Genomic DNA, 20211 nt, shown 5'->3' with positions numbered 1-20211 from the left:
ATGCATCGGTTTATCGTCGTTGGCGGAGGCGCAGGAGGACTGGAGCTGGCAACTCGCTTAGGCGATCGCTATGTTCACAAGAACAAAGCCGGTACGCGGGCGCAGGTCACGCTCGTCGACCGCAATCCAACCCACATCTGGAAGCCGCTGCTGCACGAAGTGGCGGCCGGCAGTATGGACCCGTTCACGCAGGAACTCGAATATGCCGCGCAAGCGCGCTGGCACGGCTTCGAGTTCCAGCAGGGCGAACTGACGGGCCTTGACCGCGCGAACCGGCGTCTTACCCTTGGCACAGTGCTCGACGACGACGGCGCCGAACTCCTTCCCGAGCGCCAGCTCGAGTACGACACGCTGATCATCGCAATCGGCAGCACGACGGCATTCTTCGGCGTGAAAGGCGCGCCCGAGTTCTCTCTCGCACTCGACACCGTGAGTCAGGCGGAGCGCTTTCGCAAGCGTCTTATCGCGGCTTGCATGCGGGCCGAGCATCAGGCGCACGAGCCGGTCGAATCGGGGCTGGGCACGTCGCCTTCGTCCGAGCCGCGCATTCAGGTGGCGATTGTCGGCGGCGGCGCGACGGGCGTCGAACTCTCCGCGGAGTTGCGCAATACGGCTCAGGTGTTGTCCGCGTATGGTCTGCACAAGCTCGATCCTCGGCATGACGTGGGCATTGTGTTGATCGAGGCAGGGCCGCGCATTTTGCCGGCTCTGCAGGAACGCGTGTCGACGGCCACCGCCGAGCTGCTTACCAAGCTCGGCGTAAAGCTCATGACGAGCGAGACCGTGGCCGAGGTCGCGCCCGGCATTATCCGCACCGCGAGCGGAAAAACCGTGCGTGCCGATCTGACGGTGTGGGCGGCGGGCATCAAGGCTCCGGCTATTCTGAGCCAGCTCGACGGCTTGCCGGTCAACCGGCTCGGTCAGCTCAACGTGCGCCGCACGCTGCAAACCGAGATCGACGACAACGTCTTCGCGCTCGGCGATTGTGCTGCTTGCCCTTGGCCCGGCAACGAAAGGAACGTGCCGCCGCGCGCGCAAGCCGCGCATCAGCAGGCGAGTTTTCTGCTGAAAGCGCTCGCAGCGCGGCTTGAAAACAGGCCGCTGCCGGAATTTACCTATCGCGACTTCGGCTCGCTCGTGTCGCTCGGTCACTTCAGCGCGGTCGGCAATCTGATGGGCGGCGTGATCGGCGGCAATATGCTGATCGAAGGACTGTTCGCGCGTTTCATGTACATGTCGCTGTACCGGCTGCATATCGCCGCGCTACACGGCTACGCCCGAATGGTGCTCGACACCTTTGCGCACTGGCTGCGACGCACCACCTTACCGCGCGTCAAGCTGCACTGACGGCGCGCCTCGCGAAGAGGTTGCATCTGCAACAGGACACGCGTGAGGCGTATCCTGTTGCCTCCAACGTTCAACGAGGAGCGCCCGCATGCTGAATCCCGATGTCGACAGCCTGGTCCCGCACGTTCCCTTCAACCGGCGCACTTTCATCAAGGCCGCGATCGGCACTGGTTTTGCTGCCGCCGTGTTGCCCGTGTCGGCGCAAACCATCCATACCGACAGCGAAGGTCTCGAAGCCGGCGAGATCGCCGTGCGTTCAGGCGGCACGCTCGTGCCGGCCTACCGCGCGCAGCCGAAGGGCAAGACGCATCTGCCGGTGATCATCGTCATTCATGAGGCGTTCGGCGTGCACGAGCATATCGCCGACGTGTGCCGGCGTTTCGCCAAGCTCGGCTATCTGGCAATCGCGCCGGATCTGTTCGTCCGCGAAGGCGATCCGATGGCGCTTCCGACCATCCAGCAAATCAGTCAGCAGATCTTGAACAAGGTGCCGGACGAACAGGCGCTGGCCGATCTCGACGTGACAGTAGCGTGGGCCGGCGAGCACGGCGGCGATCTGAACCGGCTGGGCGTGAATGGGTTCTGTTGGGGTGGGCGCATCGCGTGGCTGTACGCAGAGCACAATCCGCGGCTCAAGGCAGCGGTTGCGTGGTATGGGCGTGTTATCGGCGATCGAACGGCGACTACACCCACGAACCCGCTCGACCGCGTGGCGGATCTGCATGCGCCGGTGCTCGGTCTTTACGGGTTGCAGGACCAAAGCATTCCGCAGGACTCGCTCGAGCAGATGAAGCAGGCGATTGCGCAAGGGCCGCAGGTAGCGCGCGGTTCGCAATTCGTTGTGTACGACGATGCGGGCCACGCGTTTTTCGCGGACTACCGGCCGAGCTACAAGAAGGCCGACGCGGAAGACGGCTGGCGTCGGACGCTGGCCTGGTTCAAGCAGCACGGAGTGGTTTGAGCTTCGACAGTGCGGCTTCTGCTTCTGCTCCGCGTGTGAGCTTGCCGCTGCGACTCGTTCGGGCCGCCCAGTCCCCGCCGCATGCAACACATAAAAAGGCCGTTGCCGCTTATGAGCAGCAACGGCCTTCCGCTTTGCTGGCGGCGCTTTGCTTCGCTTAGGGATTCGGGCCGGTTGCGACGGGCCGCTTCGGATCAGAACTCCATTCGCTCCAGGAGCCCGCGTAGAGCGCTGCACCGTGCAGGCCGGCGACTTCCATCGCCAGCGCATTGACGCACGCCGTCACGCCCGAGCCGCATTGCAGGACGACATGCTCAGGAGGCGTATCGCCGAGTAGTGCGGTGAACTCGTCGCGCAGGGTGTGAGCCGGCTTGAAGCGGCCGTCAGGCGTCAGGTTGTCTTTGAAGAAGCGATTGAGCGCGCCCGGAATGTGACCGCCCACCGCATCCAGCGTCTCGTTCTCGCCGCGATAGCGATCGGCCGAGCGCGCGTCGACCACCACGCGCTCTTTTGAACCGAGATTGCGCTCGACCATGTTTGCGTCGACGGTGACGGAAAGCGGGGCGCCCGCTTTGAAGTCGCCGGTGTTTTGCGGCGGCACGTCTTGCGTCAACGGCTGGCCGGCGGCTTCCCAGGCTTGCAGGCCGCCGTCGAGCAACGCCACCGCGTCGTGGCCAAGCCAGCGCAGCAGCCACCAGGCGCGCGCCGCGTACATGCCGCCTTGCGCGTCGTAGGCGACGACTTGCTGGCCTTGCTTCAACCCGCGTGATTCCAGCGTTTCAACGAGCCGCGCACGATCGGGCAACGGATGGCGCCCGTTCGTGCCGTTCTTCGGCCCGGACAGATCGCGGTCCAGATGCAGATAATGCGCGCCGGGCAGATGCCCTGCGAGATAGGCTTTTTCACCGGCTTCCGGGTCGGCCAGGTCAAAGCGGCAGTCGATGACGAACACGCTGCCCGGCGCCTCGGCGAGTCGTTCGGCGAGATTCGTCGCAGAGATCAAAGTGGTGTAGTGAGTGTGGGGCATGACGTCTCCTCGATGAGGGCGATGGCGGCTCCGTTGCCGGCGGTCTCGTGACGCGACCGGATGGCCGGGCTACCTCGTTAGTCTAAACAAAAAAGACGGGCCGAAGCCCGTCTTTCCGTGTGTTGATGCAAAGGCAAGTGAGTTGCAGCGAGGCTGCAATCAGATCGTGCCGAGCTCGCGCCGCAGGAACTCGTGGAAGTGCTGCATGCCGTCTTCCATTGGGCTCTGGTATGGGCCAACCTGTGATTCGCCGCGCTCCATTAGCGCGCGGCGACCAGCGTCCATGCGTTCGGCGATTTCGTCGTCTTCGCGGGCCGTTTCCATATAGGCGGCACGTTCCGCTTCGACGAAATCACGCTCGAACAGCGCAATTTCCTCAGGGTAATAGAACTCGACCACGTTCGTGGTCTTCTGCGCACCGCGCGGAATCAGCCACGACACGACCAGCACGTGCGGATACCATTCGATCATGATGCCGGGGTAGTACACCATCCAGATCGCGCCGAACTCCGGCGGAGTGCCGCCGCGGAAACGCAACACTTCGTCGTGCCATTTGCGGTAGGTCGGACTGCCCGGCTGCTCGAGGTCCTTGTGAACGCCGACCGTTTGCACGCTGTACCACTCGCCGAATTCCCACGTGAGGTCGTCGCAATTGACGAAGCTGCCGAGGCCCGGATGGAACGGCGCGACGTGGTAGTCCTCCAGATAGACCTCAATAAAGGTCTTCCAGTTGTAGTTGCACTCGTGCACCTCGACATGGTCGAACATGAAGCCTGAGAAGTCGAAATGTCGTTTCGTGCCGAGGTTGGCCAGGTCGCGTGCGACGTTGCGGCCCTGCGCTTCGAAGAGCAGCCCTTGCCAGTTTTGCAGCGGCGTGGCGCCCAGGTTCAGGCAAGGGTTGTCCGCAAAATGCGGAGCGCCGAGAAGCTGGCCGTTCAGATCGTACGTCCAGCGATGCAGCGGACAGACGATATTCTCCGCGTGGCCGCGGCCGTTGAGCATGATGGCCTGCCGGTGGCGGCACACGTTCGACAGCAGTTCGACTTGCGACTGCTGGTTACGAACGAGCACGCGCCCCTCGCTCTCGCTGGGCAAGGCAAAATAATTCCCCGCTTCCGGCACCATGAGATCGTGCCCGACGTAACGAGGACCTTTCCGGAAAAGGGTTTCGATTTCGCGCGTTAAAAGCGCTTCGTCAAAGTAAGCCGTGACTGGCAGTTGGCTGTGAACAGACCGCAACTGCAATGCATTGCTCAGATTGGACATTCCCACTCCCGATGAAGACGTGAAAGCAGTGAACAACCCAACCATCGAAGATTCGATTTAGGGAGCCCAAGATTATACCTGTTTCCCCCTCCTTGGGACAGTTAAGTCACTGATTTGGGTCAAAAATGTCGAGAAAGTTCGGTCTTTTCGCCGCAGACCAATCGTTTTTTTTCTGCGAGACTGACAGGGCGGCGAGGGGCGGACGGGCGGCCCGAAGGTCGGCTGGCGAGTCGGATTTGTCTCTTTTGCCGTAGAATGTCCGACTTGTTTTAATTTTGCGACTATTCATGGCGAAGACCGCGTCGAACGATACTGCTGCGGCGCCGGCCGAAGGCGTCGATAGCACGCCGCTGCCTGAGAACTACGAGGCGGCGCAGGCAGAGCTTGAAGGGCTTGTTGCACGCATGGAAAGCGGCAATCTCAGCCTCGAAGAATCGCTCTCCGCCTATCGGCGCGGCGCGGCTCTGGTGGCGTTTTGCCAGCAGCAGCTCGAGAAAGTCGAGCAGCAGGTGCGGGTGCTCGACGGCGAGACGCTCAAGCCACTGCCCGTGAATACCGCAGGAACAGCCGCTACTGAAAGCGGGGACGACCTATGACATTCGAACAATGGACGCGCTCGGTGCTCGAGCGCGTCGAAACGGCACTCGAACACTACCTGCCGGCTGAAACAACGGAGCCGGCCAGGCTGCATGAGGCGATGCGCTACGCCGTGCTGGGCGGCGGCAAGCGGGTTCGCCCGCTGCTGTGCCATGCAGCCGGCGAGCTGACCGGCGCGCGCGCCGAGTGTCTCGACGCGGCAGCGGCGGCGCTCGAAATGATCCACGTGTACTCGCTCGTGCACGACGACATGCCGTGCATGGACGACGACGCGCTGCGCCGCGGCAAACCCACGGTACACGTCAAATATGACGAAGCCACGGCACTGCTGGTCGGCGACGCGTTGCAGTCGCAGGCGTTCGTCGCGTTGACTTCCGAGGTTCTGGCGCCGGCGCAGCAGGCGGCGCTTGTGCGCGAGCTGGCTCTTGCTAGCGGTTCGATCGGCATGTGCGGCGGTCAGGCAATCGACCTTGCCAGCGTCGGTCACACGCTCACGCGCACGCAACTCGAAACCATGCACCGCATGAAGACCGGCGCGTTGCTGCGCGCCGCGGTGCGCATGGGCGCGCTGGCGGGTGAAGCGCCGGACGCGAACGCCATGCGTTCGCTCGATGCATACGCGGCTGCGGTCGGTCTCGCGTTTCAGGTCGTCGACGATATTCTCGACGTCACGACCGACTCGGCGACGCTCGGCAAGACAGCAGGTAAAGACGCGAAGGACGGCAAGCCGACCTACGTGTCGATTATTGGGCTCGACGCATCGCGTTCGCTGGCAGCGCAGCTGCGCAGCGACGCGCACGCCGCGCTGGCGCCGTTCGGCGCGCGCGCGCAGCGTCTTGCCGAATTGGCAGATCTGGTGGTGAACCGGGTCAGCTGAACGCGAAAGCCCGCCGCCGCGCGCCGTCCCCACCAGGCGCATGTATGAAGTGCGGGCGCGTAAGTTTTCCTACAATGGAACGACGATGTACGACTTGCTGAAAACCATCGACGACCCGGCAGCCCTGCGCCGCCTCGATCGCCGCCAATTGCAACCGCTTGCCGACGAGTTGCGCGCCTTTGTGCTCGACAGCGTGTCGCAGACGGGCGGCCATCTTTCGTCAAACCTCGGCACGGTCGAGTTGACCATTGCGCTGCATTATGTGTTCGACACGCCGCACGACCGCATCGTGTGGGACGTCGGCCATCAGACGTATCCGCACAAGATCCTGACGGGTCGGCGCGACAGAATGCACACGCTGCGCCAGTTGGGCGGCATCTCCGGTTTCCCTAAACGCGACGAGTCGGAATACGACACGTTCGGCACCGCGCATTCGAGCACGTCGATTTCGGCGGCACTCGGCATGGCGGTCGCCAGCAAGCTGCAGGGCGATAACCGCATGGGCATCGCCGTGATCGGCGACGGCGCAATGACGGCGGGCATGGCCTTCGAGGCATTGAACAATGGCGGTGTAGAAGACGACGTGCCTCTGCTCGTCATCCTGAACGACAACGACATGTCGATTTCGCCGCCGGTCGGCGCGCTCAATCGCCATCTCGCGCGTCTCATGTCGGGCCGCTTTTACGCCGCGGCGCGTGCGGGCGTCGAGCGCGTGCTGCGCGTCGCGCCGCCCATGCTCGATCTGGCCCGCAAGCTCGAAGAGCACGCGAAGGGCATGATCGTGCCGGCCACGCTGTTCGAAGAATTCGGCTTCAACTATATCGGCCCGATCGACGGTCACGACCTCGATTCTCTGATCCCCACGCTGCAAAACATCAAGGAACTGCGCGGTCCGCAATTCCTGCACGTGGTCACCAAGAAGGGCCAGGGCTACAAGCTCGCCGAGGCTGATCCGGTGCTGTATCACGGCCCGGGCAAGTTCAATCCGGCTGAAGGCATCAAGCCGGCTGTCGCGCCGTCGAAGAAAACCTACACCCAAGTATTTGGCGAGTGGCTTTGCGACGCGGCCGAACTGGACGCGCGCGTGGTCGGCATCACGCCGGCCATGCGCGAAGGTTCCGGCATGGTGGAGTTCGAGAAGCGCTTCCCGGACCGTTATTTCGATGTGGGTATCGCCGAGCAGCACGCGGTCACCTTCGCTGGGGGGCTCGCGGCCGATGGCATGAAGCCTGTCGTCGCGATCTACTCCACGTTCCTGCAACGCGCCTACGATCAACTGATCCACGACGTCGCGCTGCAAAATCTGCCGGTCGTGTTCGCGATCGACCGCGCAGGTCTGGTCGGCGCGGACGGGGCTACGCACGCGGGCGCTTACGACCTCGCGTTCATGCGCTGCATCCCGAACATGATGGTGATGGTCGCGTCCGACGAAAACGAATGCCGTCAGATGTTGTACACGGCGTTGCAGCAATCGTGTCCGACGGCCGTGCGTTATCCGCGCGGCGCCGGCACCGGCGTGGCCACCGTCAAGCAAATGGTTGCACTGCCCGTCGGCAAGGGTGAGGTGCGCCGGGAAACGTCGCAACCGGCGGGCAAGCGCATCGCGATTCTGGCGTTCGGTACGATGGTCGCGCCGTCTCTGGCAGCTGCCGAACAACTCGACGCCACCGTGGCCAACATGCGTTTCGTGAAGCCGCTCGACGCTGACCTCGTGCGTCAACTCGCTGAAACGCATGACGCCATCGTCACCGTCGAAGAAGGCTGCGTGATGGGTGGTGCGGGCTCGGCATGCGTCGAGGCCCTGCTGGCGAGTGGGGTTACGCGGCCGGTACTGCAATTGGGCTTGCCCGATCGCTTCATCGATCACGGAGATCCGGCCAAGCTGCTCGCCGCGTGCGGCCTCGACGCCACGGGCATTGCGAAGTCGATTCGCGAACGCTTTTTGTCGAGCGGTGCCGTGGGCGGCCAGTCGTCGGTCAAGCGCGTCGCTTAAGCGTGCCGATTAGCCGGTCGGCGAGCCAGGCGATAGAAAACATATCGACTGGCACGCCGTAAACCCCGGCACCGCGTATTGCGCCGTCCGTTGCCATGGAGGCAATAGAAGTCGCTAACTTGAGTCGATGGGCCCGTGCGTGGCTCATCATCGAACGCCGGCAGGGGCCGGCGTTTGCCGTTGCGGTTTCTGCTCCGCACGGTCGCTGAGGACTCCCGAACCCGTCGCTCCGCAAAGCCCTTTGCGGGCAGCCTTAACGACCGGCAAGTTTTCTCCGGCGCAGGGCTATCTGCGGAGCCGCAAACCTGAGGCGGGTCGGCGTCTTCCTGAAAGGACAAGAACATGAATCAGATGAATCCCGCCTTTGTGATGCCAGACGTGCAAAGCACGCCCGATACTCGCCAGATTCCAATCCAGCGGGTCGGCGTCAAGGCGGTCCGCCATCCACTGACGGTGCGCACGCCAAGCGGTGAGGCCCAGCCGACGGTCGGCACATGGAATCTCGACGTGCATTTGCCCGCAGAGCAAAAGGGCACGCATATGTCGCGCTTCGTCGCGTTGCTGGAAGAGAACAAGGCGCCGCTGGAACCCGCCACGTTCCGCAAGATGCTCGCCGCGATGCTCACGAAACTCGAGGCCGAGGCGGGCCGCATCGAAGTGTCGTTCCCTTACTTCGTGAACAAGACCGCGCCGGTGTCCGGCGTGCAGAGCCTGCTGGATTACGAAGTGACGCTGACTGGCGACACGCGTAGCGGCGAAACCCGTCTGTTCCTGAAAGTGCTTGTGCCGGTCACGAGCCTCTGTCCGTGTTCGAAGAAAATTTCGCAGTACGGCGCGCACAACCAACGCTCGCATGTGACGATCAACGCGGAACTGGCGGGCGAGGTCGCGGTGGAAGACCTGATCCGTATCGCCGAGGAAGAGGCGTCGTGTGAGCTATGGGGCTTGCTCAAGCGTCCGGACGAAAAATTCGTGACCGAGCGCGCATATGAAAACCCGAAGTTCGTCGAGGATCTGGTGCGCGACGTCGCGCAGCGTCTGAACGCGGATGAGCGAATCGTCGCATACGTGCTGGAAGCTGAGAACTTCGAGTCGATTCACAATCACAGCGCGTATGCCGTGATCGAGCGTGATAAGCGGTTGGTTTGACGCTTTGCCTCGAAATCCTGATTGCATGAAAAAAGCCGCTCTGAACAAGCGGCTTTTTGGCGGCGTAACGCGCGGTTCGCGAAACGTTCAGCGTGCGAGTGACGTCAGATCCCAGCGGGGCTTGACGGTGAACGCGTAGTCCTTGCCCGACTGATCGGGCCAGCGTTGCAGCCGCAACGCGCCTGCGAGCGCAATCATCGCGCCGTTGTCCGTGCACAGCGAAAGATCCGGGTAATGCACGTAGAAGTTGCGCTTTTGCGCGGCGGCCGAAAGGGCCTCGCGCAACTGCCGGTTCGCACCCACGCCACCCGCCACGACTAGCCGGTTGAGCTTCGTGCGCTTGAGCGCGGCGAGCGACTTTGTTGCGAGCACTTCGACGGCAGCGTCCACGAAGCCGCGCGCCAGATCCGCTTTCGCCTGCTCGCAGATATTCGCGCCCCCAAGCTTTTTTGCGTGCGTAAGCACGGCCGTCTTAAGGCCGCTGAAGCTGAAGTCCAGATCGCCTGAATGCAGCATGGGGCGCGGCAGCACCACCGCGCCCGGCGTGCCGAATTCGGCCATGCGCGAAACCTCCGGGCCGCCGGGATAGCCAAGGCCGAGTAGCTTGGCGGTTTTGTCGAAGGCCTCGCCCGCTGCGTCGTCGAGTGTTTCGCCCAGCGTTTCGTAGACGCCCACGTCGGTCACGCGCATCAATTGCGTATGGCCGCCCGATACCAGCAACGCGACGAACGGAAACGGCGGCGGCTCGTCGACAAGCAACGGCGACAGCAAATGCCCTTCGAGATGATGAATCCCGATGGTCGGCTTGTCCCAGGCCATGGCGAGCGAATTGGCGACGCTCGCGCCCACCAGCAGGGCGCCCGCGAGCCCCGGCCCTTGCGTGTAGGCGATCGCGTCGATGTCGCCGCGTGCCGTGCCAGACCGCTCCATCACCTCTTCGAGCAAGGGCAGCGCGCGCCGGATGTGGTCGCGGGACGCCAGTTCGGGCACCACGCCGCCGTACTCGCGATGCATCGCAATCTGCGAATGCAGCGCGTGCGCGAGCAGGCCGCGCTCAGTGTCGTAGAGCGCGAGGCCGGTTTCGTCGCAGGAGCTTTCGATGCCGAGAACGAGCATGTCTGGTGGGCTGAAACGGGCGCTTAGACGCACCCGAAATGCAAAAAGGTAAGCGTTAAAGTATAGCAGTGCGAGCCAAGGCGCCGCAGGCGCGCAGGTACAATGCGGCCCCATGGAATCCTACGATATTGCAGTGATCGGCGCGGGCGCGGCCGGCATGATGTGCGCGGCGGTGGCCGGACAACTCGGCCGGCGCGTTGTGCTGATCGATCACTCGCAGCGCCTCGCGGAGAAGATCCGGATCTCGGGCGGCGGCCGCTGCAACTTCACGAACCTGTATGCGGGCCCGGCCAATTATCTGTCGGCGAATCCGCATTTTTGCCGCTCGGCGCTCGCCCGCTATACGCCGCGCGACTTCATGGCGCTGCTCAAGCGGCATCATGTGACGTGGCACGAGAAGCATAAGGGGCAGCTTTTCTGCAACGAGTCGAGCGACGCCGTCATCAACGTGCTGAAAAACGAGTGCGACGCGGGACGCGTCGCATGGCGTGCGCCGCTTTCGGTCGAGCATGTGAGGCAGGACGTGGAGGGCCGCTTCACGCTCGACACCAACGCGGGTTCAATCGCGGCGCGGGCGCTTGTCGTCGCTACGGGCGGCTTGTCGATTCCGAAGATCGGCGCCACCGACTTTGCCTATCGTCTTGCCAAGCAGTTCGGCCACAAGCTCATCGACACGCGTCCCGCGCTCGTTCCGCTCACGTTCGCCGCCGCCGACTGGGAGCCCTTTTCGGCGCTCTCCGGCGTGTCGTTGGAGGTGCGGATCGCGACGGGCAACAAGAAGTCCGGCGCTGAATTCGAAGAAGACCTGCTGCTGACGCACCGCGGCCTTTCGGGGCCGGGCGTGCTGCAAATCTCCAGTTACTGGCAGCCGGGCGAGCCAATCCACATCAACCTGCTGCCGGACCGGGACGCCGCCGCGGCGCTACTTGAAGCGAAGACCGGAACGCGGCGTCAGATTGCGAATCTGTTGTCGGAATGGGTGCCGCAGCGGCTTGCCCACGTGTGGCTCGAGACCCATCAGATTCCTGCCGAAGCACGCGTGGCCGACCTGCCGGACAAGGTGCTTCGCCGTGTCGGCGAAGCCTTGTCGCGCTGGACGCTCACGCCCAACGGCACCGAAGGCTTCCGCAAGGCGGAAGTGACCCGCGGTGGCGTGGATACGCGCGACCTTTCGTCCACCTCGATGATGAGCGCCCGCGCGTCGGGCCTGTACTTCATCGGCGAGGCGGTCGACGTAACGGGCTGGCTCGGCGGCTACAATTTCCAGTGGGCCTGGGCGTCAGGCGTAGCGGCCGGCGAGGCCGCTGCGGAGTATGCCCGGGGGGCTTGACGGCGCAATAGCTTTGTGCGAAAGCTCTGCTATACTCCTGAACCTTTACAAAGTTCCGTTGTTGAAAAATGACGACCATCCGCGTAAAAGACAACGAGCCGTTTGAAGTCGCCATGCGCCGTTTCAAGCGCACCATGGAGAAAAACGGTTTGTTGACGGAACTTCATGCGCGCGAGTTTTACGAAAAGCCTACGGCTGAGCGTAAGCGCAGGAAGGCGGCTGCGGTGAAGCGTCATTTCAAGCGTCTGCGTGGCCAGATGCTGCCAAAGAAATTCTACTGATTCTGGCGTTGTCGCTGTTTCGCTCAAACGGAGCCGCGACATGCAACCGGTGACGGCACGACAGATGCTGCCACGGAAAACAAGGTCTTTTCGGACCAGCCGGCAGGGTCGCATCCACTACGCACATTGCGCCAACCCGCTTGAGGAAGCTGTCCCAAGCGGGTATTCGTGTTGGTGAATGTCGATGCAGTCCACTCGGCCGGTTTTTCAATTTTCAACGCATTCAGGTGAGTAATGAGCCTCAGAGACCGGATCAACGACGATATGAAAGCCGCCATGCGGGCACGTGAAACGGAGCGTCTCGGCACGATTCGCCTGTTGCTCGCCGCGATCAAGCAACGTGAAGTCGACGAGCGCATAACGCTGGACGACACTGCAATCACTGCTGTGATCGACAAGATGATCAAGCAGCGTAAAGACTCGATCAGCCAGTTCGAAGGCGCCGGCCGCACGGACCTCGCGGACAAGGAAAAGGCCGAACTGGCTATTCTGTCGGCGTACATGCCCGCGCAGATGTCAGAGGAGGAGATCGTCGCCGAGGTGCAGGCCGCCGTCGCGCAAGCCGGTGCGGCCGGCCCGCAGGACATGGGCAAGGTGATGGGCGTGCTGAAGCCGAAGCTCGCCGGTCGTGCCGACATGACCGCCGTTTCCGCGCAAGTGAAAGCCGCGCTCGCGAAGTAAACCGCGCGTTGTGGCCCGCGCGGCCGCCATAGGCGGCGCGCGCGGTATCGAGCTCCTAAGCTGGCGTCATCTCCCGTGATTCCTCCGTCATTCCTGCAGGATCTGCTCAACCGCGTCGATATCGTCGACGTGGTGGGGCGGTATGTGCAGTTGAAGAAGGGCGGCGCGAACTTCATGGGGCTGTGTCCGTTTCATAACGAGAAAAGCCCGTCGTTCACCGTGAGCCCGACCAAGCAGTTTTATCACTGCTTCGGCTGCGGCGCGCATGGAACGGCCATTGGCTTCCTGATGGAACACGTCGGCGCCTCGTTCCCCGAGGCGGTCAACGAACTCGCTCAATCGGTCGGGTTGACGGTGCCGAACGAGCCTTCGCCGGGCTACGGAGGCGGTGGTTCCGGCGGCTATGCGCCGGCGGCCTCGAAAGCAGTGACTACCGCGCTTTCCGACGTCATGCAGACGGCTTGCGACTACTACCGCAAGCAATTGCGCGGCGCGCCTGTCGCGATTCAATATCTGAAGAAACGCGGCCTGACCGGCGAGATCGCCGCTCGCTTCGGGCTGGGCTACGCGCCGGACGGCTGGCAGAACCTGGAAGCGGCTTTTCCGAACTATCGCGACGATTCCCTGGTCGAATCGGGTCTGGTAATCGTCAGCGAGAAGTCGGACGCGCAGGGCCAGAATCGCCGCTACGACCGCTTTCGCGAGCGGATCATGTTCCCTATACGCAACGTGAAGGGGCAGGTAATCGGCTTCGGCGGCCGGGTGCTGGACGGCGGCGAGCCGAAGTATTTGAATTCGCCGGAAACGCCTCTATTTAACAAAGGCAGCGAGTTGTACGGGCTTTTCGAGGCCCGTCTTGCGATCCGGGAACAGCACTACGTGCTGGTCGTCGAAGGTTATATGGACGTGGTCGCGCTGGCCCAATTGGGGTTTCAGAACGCGGTCGCGACGTTGGGCACAGCCTGCACGCCGATTCACGTGCAGAAACTGATGCGCCAGACCGACACGGTCATCTTCAGTTTCGACGGCGATTCAGCCGGCCGGCGCGCCGCGCGGCGCGCATTGGACGCCTGTTTGCCGCACGCGGCTGACAACCGGACCATTCGCTTCCTGTTTCTGCCGGCTGAACACGACCCGGACAGCTATGTCCGCGAGTTTGGTACCGAGGCGTTCGCCGAGCAGGTGGAACGCGCTATGCCGCTCTCGCAGTTCATGCTCAACGAGGTGCTCGCCGGCAAGGAGCTGGACCAGCCGGAAGGCCGTGCGCGCGCGCTGTTCGACGCCAAGCCGCTGCTGCAGGCGCTGCCGGCCAATGCACTGCGCGCGCAGATCATGCATATGTTCGCCGATCGGCTGGATGTGCCGTTCGACGAGGTTGCCGCGCTCTGCGAGGTCGACTCGCGCATTGCGGCGGCGGCGCGTTCGGCGCCGGCCCGTAAGGACCGGCGCAGCGTGACTGGCATCGAAGAAAAGACGCTGCGCAATCTTGTGATGTATCCGCGCACGGTCGCGGTGCTCGACGAAGAAGCCGAACAGGCGCTTCTCACCGTGACGCGGCACGGCGAACTATTTGAGGAAGTGACGACGCATGCGCGCGCACTCGGCGATTCGGCGGAGTTTCAATTGCTCTCCGACCTATTGCGAAACGGCGCAAACGCCCCAACTTTCGAGGAAATCTTTCGCAAAATTCTGGACTATGATGAAAATGTCCGGGATTTGTTGCTGAAGGACCCGGAAGATGCGACCGTCATAGAAGAGCGGCGCGAGCAGGAGAGGATCGTCGGAGAGGAGCTGAAAGCGGCGATTCTGAAGATGCGATACGACGCTTATTGCGATCGTCTCGAGCAACTTTCACGACAATCCCGGCACACGCCGGAGGAGTTCGCGGAGCTTGCGGAGCTCAACAGGAAGCGGGCTGACATGAAGCGCCAGCTCGGCTTGTAGGCGGAAGCGCAGAAACCTCAGTGGTATAATAAAAGGTTTCCAGCGGTTTGTTTTTCAAAGGGTTTTCCTAGCAAAGGCGAAAAGGCGATGCGATGGCAAAGACTACAGGCGGAAAGAACACACCCGGCTCACGCTCCACGGAGCAGACCAGAAAGGTCACTTCGGCCAGGTTAGATTCTTCCGTCAGGAAAGCCTCTGCCGTCGGCGTTACACCGGCTGCCGGGAAGAAGTCTTTAGCCAGTCCGGCCGCGCGAGCGGAGCCGGCTCAGATGGCAAAGGCGGTCGCAAAGGCGGCGAAAACGGTACCACCTCCGGCCGCGAAACGACCGGGTGTCAGAAGCGCAAGGGAAGCGGCTGTCGCGCAGGACGATGCGGCAGTGCGCGAGACTCCAGTATCCACGGTTCAACCGGCTGTTGTCCACCAGCCGCGAGTCGAGACTACAGCCGGTACGGCGAACTCCATGACGAAAAAGCTGAATGAAGTACCCGTCGATGACGACGCAACCCAGAGCGAAGAAACCCCTGTGGCCGCTTCCGGCAAAGTGGAAAAGGCCAAGGCTCGCGACCGCCGTGCCAAGGAAAAGGCGCTTCTGAAAGACGCGTTCTCTTCGTCGGCGCCCGGCACGGTGGAGGAACTCGAGGAGCGCCGCTCCAAATTGCGCGCGCTCATCAAGCTCGGCAAGGAGCGCGGTTTCCTCACGTACGCTGAAATCAACGATCACCTGCCGGACAACTTCACCGAGACCGAGGCGATCGAAGGCATCATCAGCACGTTCAACGACATGGGCGTGGCTGTGTACGAGCAGGCGCCCGACGCCGAAACGCTGCTGCTGAACGACAACGCGCCCGCCGCTTCGTCTGACGACGAAGTCGAAGAAGAAGCGGAAGTTGCGCTTTCTACCGTCGACTCGGAATTCGGCCGCACGACCGACCCGGTGCGCATGTACATGCGCGAAATGGGCACGGTCGAACTGCTGACGCGCGAAGGCGAAATTGAAATTGCCAAGCGCATCGAAGACGGCCTGAAGCACATGGTGATGGCCATTTCCGCGTGCCCGACCACGATCGCCGACATTCTCGCCATGGCAGAGCGCGTCGCGAACGAGGAAATCCGCATCGACGAACTGGTCGACGGCCTGATCGACGCCGACGCGGAAGACGCGGACGGCTTCTCCGTGCAGGAAGCGGAAGCGATCGAGAGCGAGGACGAAGAAGCCGAGGAAGAAGACGAAGAGGACGAAGAAGAAGACGACGGCACCGCGCAGGCCACGGCCAACGCAGCGCAAATGGAAGCGCTCAAGCGTGCGTCGCTCGAAAAATTCGCCCTGATCAGCGAATGGTTCGACAAGATGCGTCGCGCGTTCGAGAAGGAAGGCTACAAGTCGAAGTCGTACCTGAAAGCGCAGGAAACCATCCAGAACGAGCTGATGACGATCCGCTTCACCGCGCGCACCGTCGAACGTTTGTGCGACACGTTGCGTGCGCAGGTGGACGAAGTGCGTCAGGTCGAGCGCCAGATTCTGCATACGGTGGTCGACAAGTGCGGCATGCCGCGTGCGGAGTTCATCGCGCGTTTCCCGGGTAGCGAAACGGACCTCGAGTGGGCCGACAAGATCGTCAGCGAAGGTCATGCGTACAGCGCGATCCTCACGCGGAACATTCCGGCCATTCGCGAGCAGCAACAACGCCTGCTGGATCTGCAGGCGCGTGTGGTGCTGCCGCTGAAGGACCTGAAGGAAACCAACCGTCAAATGGCAGCCGGCGAATTGAAGGCGCGCCAGGCGAAGCGCGAGATGACCGAGGCAAACCTGCGTCTCGTTATCTCCATTGCGAAGAAGTACACGAACCGCGGTCTGCAGTTCCTCGACCTGATTCAGGAAGGCAACATCGGCCTGATGAAGGCGGTGGACAAGTTCGAATATCGTCGTGGCTACAAGTTTTCCACGTATGCAACGTGGTGGATCCGTCAGGCCATCACGCGTTCGATCGCGGACCAGGCGCGCACGATCCGTATTCCGGTTCACATGATCGAAACGATCAACAAGATGAACCGCATCTCGCGTCAGATTCTGCAGGAGACCGGCCTCGAGCCGGATCCGGCAACGCTGGCCGAGAAGATGGAAATGCCGGAAGACAAGATCCGCAAGATCATGAAGATCGCGAAAGAGCCGATCTCGATGGAAACGCCGATTGGTGACGACGACGATTCGCATCTGGGCGACTTTATCGAAGATACGAACACCGTGGCGCCGGCAGACGCTGCGTTGCACGCGAGTATGCGCGACGTCGTCAAAGACGTGCTCGATTCGTTGACGCCGCGCGAAGCGAAGGTGTTGCGCATGCGTTTCGGTATCGAGATGAGCACCGATCACACGCTTGAAGAAGTCGGCAAGCAGTTCGACGTCACGCGTGAGCGGATTCGTCAGATCGAGGCAAAGGCGCTGCGTAAGCTGCGTCATCCGAGCCGCTCGGACAAGCTCAAGTCGTTCCTTGAGGGCAACTGATCGGCAGGTGTGGCCGTAGTGAGTAAGTAGCAGTTTGAAGGGGTCTCCCAGTTGTTCCGTCAAAGCGGAGCGGTCGCGGAGGCCCCTTTTTCGTGTAGTATGGCGGCCAATCGACGAACGGGCATGCGCATCATGCTGTACGTTGATAGCTTCAGATACGGTAAAATCTTGAGTTCTCGGGGCCTCTAGCTCATGCTTGGTTAGAGCAGCGGACTTAGCAAAGACTCACCTAAACCACGCAGCACGGCATGGTGAGTCATGAATGGGTTGCCTTGGGGTAAGTTAGCTCTGCCCCTTGGTAGAACTGCTCAAATTCGGGGAAACCTCTGCTGTTCTCGCAGCGTGGCAATCCCGAGCGAAGCTCTCTTTTGAGAGAACGTGTAGAGACTGAACGGGCAGGTCGTAAAGACAAGAGACAGTCCAGACCACAAACCCGAAAGGGGCGGCGAAAGCCGTAGCTGGTTAGCATAATCCGTTGGTGCCGTGTTCGACTCACGGGAGGCCCACCAAACATTGAAAAGCCACCCTTCATGGGTGGCTTTTTCTTTGCATCAAACTTTGCGTTTTCTTGCGATGCCGCGTGTGCCAGTACAATTGGCGCACCATCGACTTCGCGGATTTGCGAGGCAGCAATGAAGATTCGGATGGCGTACCTGGAAGAACCTCCGTTTGGATGGAGCGGACCGGACGGCGCGGCTATGGGCGCCGATATCGATCTGGCCACGGTTGTTCTTCGTGCCATTGGTGCGACGGAGATCGAGCATTGCCTCACGACGTTTAGCGAGTTGCTTGATGGCGTAGCAACCGGCCGCTGGGATATGAATGTTCCTCTGTTCATCACGCCGGAGCGGGCACAGCAGGTGGCCTTCAGCGTCCCCGTCTGGGCAATGGCAGACGGCTTTCTCGTTCGGACAGACAACGACAAGGCGCTGGACAGCTACGCGTCGGTCGCCGGGCGGCGCGATGCCCGGCTTGGCATCATCGCAGGACAGGTGCAGCACGAGTCGGCCAGAGCGGCTGGCGTAAGCGAGGACCAGATTGTCATCTTTCGGCAGCAGGCCGAAGCGATAGAGGCAGTTCGTTCAGGCACCGTGGACGCTTACGCGAGCACCGCCCTTGGAAATCGCATACTGGCTGCGCGCATTGGCGGCTCGGTGCTTCGCGCAGTCGAGCATCGACCCGTGACAGGCAGCGCGCTCAAAATACCTTTTGGTGCATTTTCGTTCAGCAAGAACAGCGATGATCTGCGCCATGCGGTGGACCGGGAATTGCGATCGTATTTGGGCTCGGCCGCGCATCGCGAGCAAATGGCGACGTTCGGCTTCACGCACAAAGAGATCGATCCCGTTCTCTGTGCCTGTTGATGGAACGGTCGTGATTTGCGTAATCTCGCACGTGTTGAAACCAGCGGTATTCGCAGTGTTCCGATTGCACTGCTTTGGATAACCAGATTTGGAGCGATCTACACCATGTCATTGAAGACGGATGTCGAATTCTTCCGCCTCCTCACAAATAGCTATCGCCGTTTGCTCGGTAAATCGCTGGTGCCGTCCGACATTAGCGACACCGAGGGCGCTGCGTGGCTCTATTCGTCAGCGCCGTTCGGCCTTCTCGCGCACGATACGCAGACCGACCCGATGTTTATCTATGGCAACTCAAAAGCGCAGGCATCTTCGGATACGACTGGGACGAGATCACGTCTCTGCGCTCGCGGCTTTCAGCGGAACTTCCGGAGCGCGGGGAGCGCCAGGGGTTTCTGGATCAGGTGGCGCGCGACGGTTTCGTCACCGGGTATCGCGGCATTCGCATTACGAAGTCCGGGCAGCGTTTCTGGATCGAGCAAGCAACAGTGTGGCAGTTATTCGACGACTCAGGCGTGGTGCGTGGCCAGGCGGCCATGATTCCGCAGGTTGCGAAGTTCTAAGATCCTATGCCAGCCCGAAAGCAACGACATAATCGCTTCTTCAGGCCGTGAGCCCGCGACATGAACCAGATCTTTTTGTGCGGTGATATTCAGGCGCTGAAAATAATGCAACGGCAGGCTGAGGGGTGTTAAGGCGGTAGCACATCAAGACTTCGAAAGACGCACGTGATAAGCCCCTGTTTTAGAAGGCCCAATTCGTTGAGCTAATGTCCTTGAAAAGCATGGAATGTTGATTAGTCTTCCGCCATCGCATCGATTTCAGGGCGTGGGGCTACTATGAGTTCGCTTAAGACCTTCGGGCATTTTCTTTGGCTTGTGCGGAAAACGTGGCTGACACGGGGCGCACGCTTGTATTATTCCCAGTTCGGAGAAGATGCTGTGCTGCGCGAGATAATCAGCCCTGCGTGCTCCAAGGGCGTCTATGTGGATGTGGGTGCTTATCACCCGATCAAGTTTTCAAATACGTATGCGTTGTACAAGCGCGGCTGGCGGGGCATCAACATTGATATGGACCCCATCAAGATCGAGGCCTTCAGACTCGCGCGGGCGTCCGATACCAATGTGTGCGCGGCTATTTCAAGCGAAAAGGCTGTGAAGAACGTCTACAACTTCTCGAACTATGGGTTGACCTCCACTCTCGATCCTGAAGTAGCCGCAAATGGAACGGCGACGCCCACATCCGTGCGCAGCGTCGAGACTACGACGTTGGACGACGTGCTCGAACACAGCCGTTACTCCGATCATGAGATCGACCTGCTTTCCATCGACGCTGAAGGTCACGATTATCAGGTGTTGATGTCGATCAATATTGAAAAATACAAGCCGAAAATCATCATTGTCGAATCCTCGTCTACTTCAATGCGGGATGTCGTTGGATCGAGAGTGTATGACTATCTTGAGAAGCGTGGTTATAGGCTCGTCAGCTGGACGCATCTTTCGCTGATTTTCAGGGTGGATAAGTCCAGAATCTTCCGCTACCAGCTATAAGGGCGGCGCGAATGCGGACTTCGCGGCGTCTCTTACCAGGATGCCGGGCCGCGCAGCCGCATGCATGAAGTTTCGCTCACGTGCCGATCCTGCCACTGAGTCGCGGAAACAAACAGGCGTTTGTGCGCGGGCTCGCAAACGCATTCCTTGCATTTTCCTTTATGCCCGCTTGCACGCCGCCCGCTAAGGCTTCGCCGCGAGGTGAGCGCCGCGATCCATCAATTACG

16 protein-coding genes and 1 pseudogene are annotated in these 20211 nt (G+C 61.4%); 14 read left to right on the top strand and 3 right to left on the bottom strand.

Annotation, left to right across the window (positions count from 1 at the left end):
• Together BCA01S_RS26735 and BCA01S_RS26730 are read left to right on the top strand one after the other, a co-directional pair.
• A complete protein-coding gene (locus BCA01S_RS26735) occupies positions 1-1347 on the top strand; it encodes an NAD(P)/FAD-dependent oxidoreductase (protein ID WP_027779531.1) in 1347 nt (448 codons plus the stop codon).
• An 88-nt stretch (positions 1348-1435) separates the two neighbouring features.
• Positions 1436-2308: a dienelactone hydrolase family protein gene (locus BCA01S_RS26730; RefSeq protein ID WP_027779530.1), complete on the top strand. Its 873-nt coding sequence runs from the start codon at positions 1436-1438 to the stop codon at positions 2306-2308.
• A 157-nt stretch (positions 2309-2465) separates the two neighbouring features.
• Here BCA01S_RS26730 and BCA01S_RS26725 read toward each other — a convergent pair whose 3' ends face one another.
• Both BCA01S_RS26725 and BCA01S_RS26720 read right to left on the bottom strand, forming a co-directional pair.
• The gene (locus BCA01S_RS26725; protein ID WP_027779529.1) at positions 2466-3335 is read right to left on the bottom strand and encodes a sulfurtransferase; all 870 of its coding nucleotides are present in this window, start codon (positions 3333-3335) and stop codon (positions 2466-2468) included.
• A gap of 159 nt (positions 3336-3494) precedes the next feature.
• Positions 3495-4601, bottom strand: coding sequence for an aromatic ring-hydroxylating oxygenase subunit alpha (locus BCA01S_RS26720; protein ID WP_027779528.1), 1107 nt, complete (start codon positions 4599-4601; stop codon positions 3495-3497).
• 287 nt (positions 4602-4888) lie between these two features.
• Here BCA01S_RS26720 and BCA01S_RS26715 point away from each other — a divergent pair, with 287 nt between their 5' ends.
• From BCA01S_RS26715 to folE2, 4 genes are all read left to right on the top strand, one after another.
• On the top strand, positions 4889-5197 hold the full coding sequence (locus BCA01S_RS26715) for an exodeoxyribonuclease VII small subunit (protein WP_027779527.1): 309 nt from the start codon (positions 4889-4891) through the stop codon (positions 5195-5197).
• The gene (locus BCA01S_RS26710) at positions 5194-6075 is read left to right on the top strand and encodes a polyprenyl synthetase family protein (RefSeq protein WP_027779526.1); all 882 of its coding nucleotides are present in this window, start codon (positions 5194-5196) and stop codon (positions 6073-6075) included. The genes BCA01S_RS26715 and BCA01S_RS26710 overlap by 4 nt, the downstream gene beginning before the upstream one ends.
• An 85-nt stretch (positions 6076-6160) precedes the next feature.
• On the top strand, positions 6161-8068 hold the full coding sequence (gene dxs, locus BCA01S_RS26705) for a 1-deoxy-D-xylulose-5-phosphate synthase (protein WP_027779525.1): 1908 nt from the start codon (positions 6161-6163) through the stop codon (positions 8066-8068).
• 342 nt (positions 8069-8410) lie between these two features.
• Entirely contained in the window at positions 8411-9217 is an 807-nt protein-coding gene (gene folE2 / locus BCA01S_RS26700) for a GTP cyclohydrolase FolE2 (RefSeq protein WP_027779524.1), read from the top strand.
• 87 nt (positions 9218-9304) lie between these two features.
• On the opposite strand, the gene tsaD is transcribed toward folE2, so the two are convergent.
• Entirely contained in the window at positions 9305-10333 is a 1029-nt protein-coding gene (gene tsaD / locus BCA01S_RS26695; protein ID WP_027779523.1) for a tRNA (adenosine(37)-N6)-threonylcarbamoyltransferase complex transferase subunit TsaD, read from the bottom strand.
• A 112-nt stretch (positions 10334-10445) separates the two neighbouring features.
• On the opposite strand from tsaD, the gene BCA01S_RS26690 reads away from it, so the two are divergent.
• The 8 genes and pseudogenes from BCA01S_RS26690 to BCA01S_RS26655 all read left to right on the top strand — a co-directional run bounded on the left by BCA01S_RS26690 (position 10446) and on the right by BCA01S_RS26655 (position 19984).
• Complete coding sequence (locus BCA01S_RS26690; protein ID WP_027779522.1) at positions 10446-11663, top strand: BaiN/RdsA family NAD(P)/FAD-dependent oxidoreductase; 1218 nt, start codon at positions 10446-10448, stop codon at positions 11661-11663.
• A 68-nt stretch (positions 11664-11731) separates the two neighbouring features.
• Positions 11732-11944 carry a 30S ribosomal protein S21 gene (gene rpsU, locus BCA01S_RS26685; protein ID WP_027779521.1) on the top strand — a complete coding sequence of 71 codons (213 nt, stop codon included), beginning with the start codon at positions 11732-11734 and terminating at the stop codon, positions 11942-11944.
• 234 nt (positions 11945-12178) lie between these two features.
• Positions 12179-12625, top strand: coding sequence for a GatB/YqeY domain-containing protein (locus BCA01S_RS26680; RefSeq protein WP_027779520.1), 447 nt, complete (start codon positions 12179-12181; stop codon positions 12623-12625).
• A 75-nt stretch (positions 12626-12700) separates the two neighbouring features.
• Entirely contained in the window at positions 12701-14569 is a 1869-nt protein-coding gene (gene dnaG, locus BCA01S_RS26675) for a DNA primase (RefSeq protein ID WP_020070994.1), read from the top strand.
• Between the two features lie 92 nt (positions 14570-14661).
• Entirely contained in the window at positions 14662-17073 is a 2412-nt protein-coding gene (rpoD, locus tag BCA01S_RS26670; protein WP_084166940.1) for an RNA polymerase sigma factor RpoD, read from the top strand.
• Positions 17074-17705: 632 nt separating this feature from the next.
• Positions 17706-18437 (top strand): transporter substrate-binding domain-containing protein, encoded by a 732-nt coding sequence (locus BCA01S_RS26665; protein WP_027779518.1) that lies wholly within the window; start codon positions 17706-17708, stop codon positions 18435-18437.
• Positions 18438-18542: 105 nt separating this feature from the next.
• Positions 18543-18997: pseudogene (locus BCA01S_RS35340) on the top strand (MEKHLA domain-containing protein).
• Positions 18998-19273: 276 nt separating this feature from the next.
• On the top strand, positions 19274-19984 hold the full coding sequence (locus tag BCA01S_RS26655) for an FkbM family methyltransferase (RefSeq protein WP_042319520.1): 711 nt from the start codon (positions 19274-19276) through the stop codon (positions 19982-19984).
• Positions 19985-20211: the final 227 nt, after the last annotated feature.

It is taken from the genome of Paraburkholderia caledonica NBRC 102488 (assembly GCF_000685095.1).
GTDB lineage: Bacteria > Pseudomonadota > Gammaproteobacteria > Burkholderiales > Burkholderiaceae > Paraburkholderia > Paraburkholderia caledonica.
The sequence above is the reverse complement of the archived record's forward strand: the minus strand, read 5'-3'. Positions and strand labels throughout refer to the sequence as shown.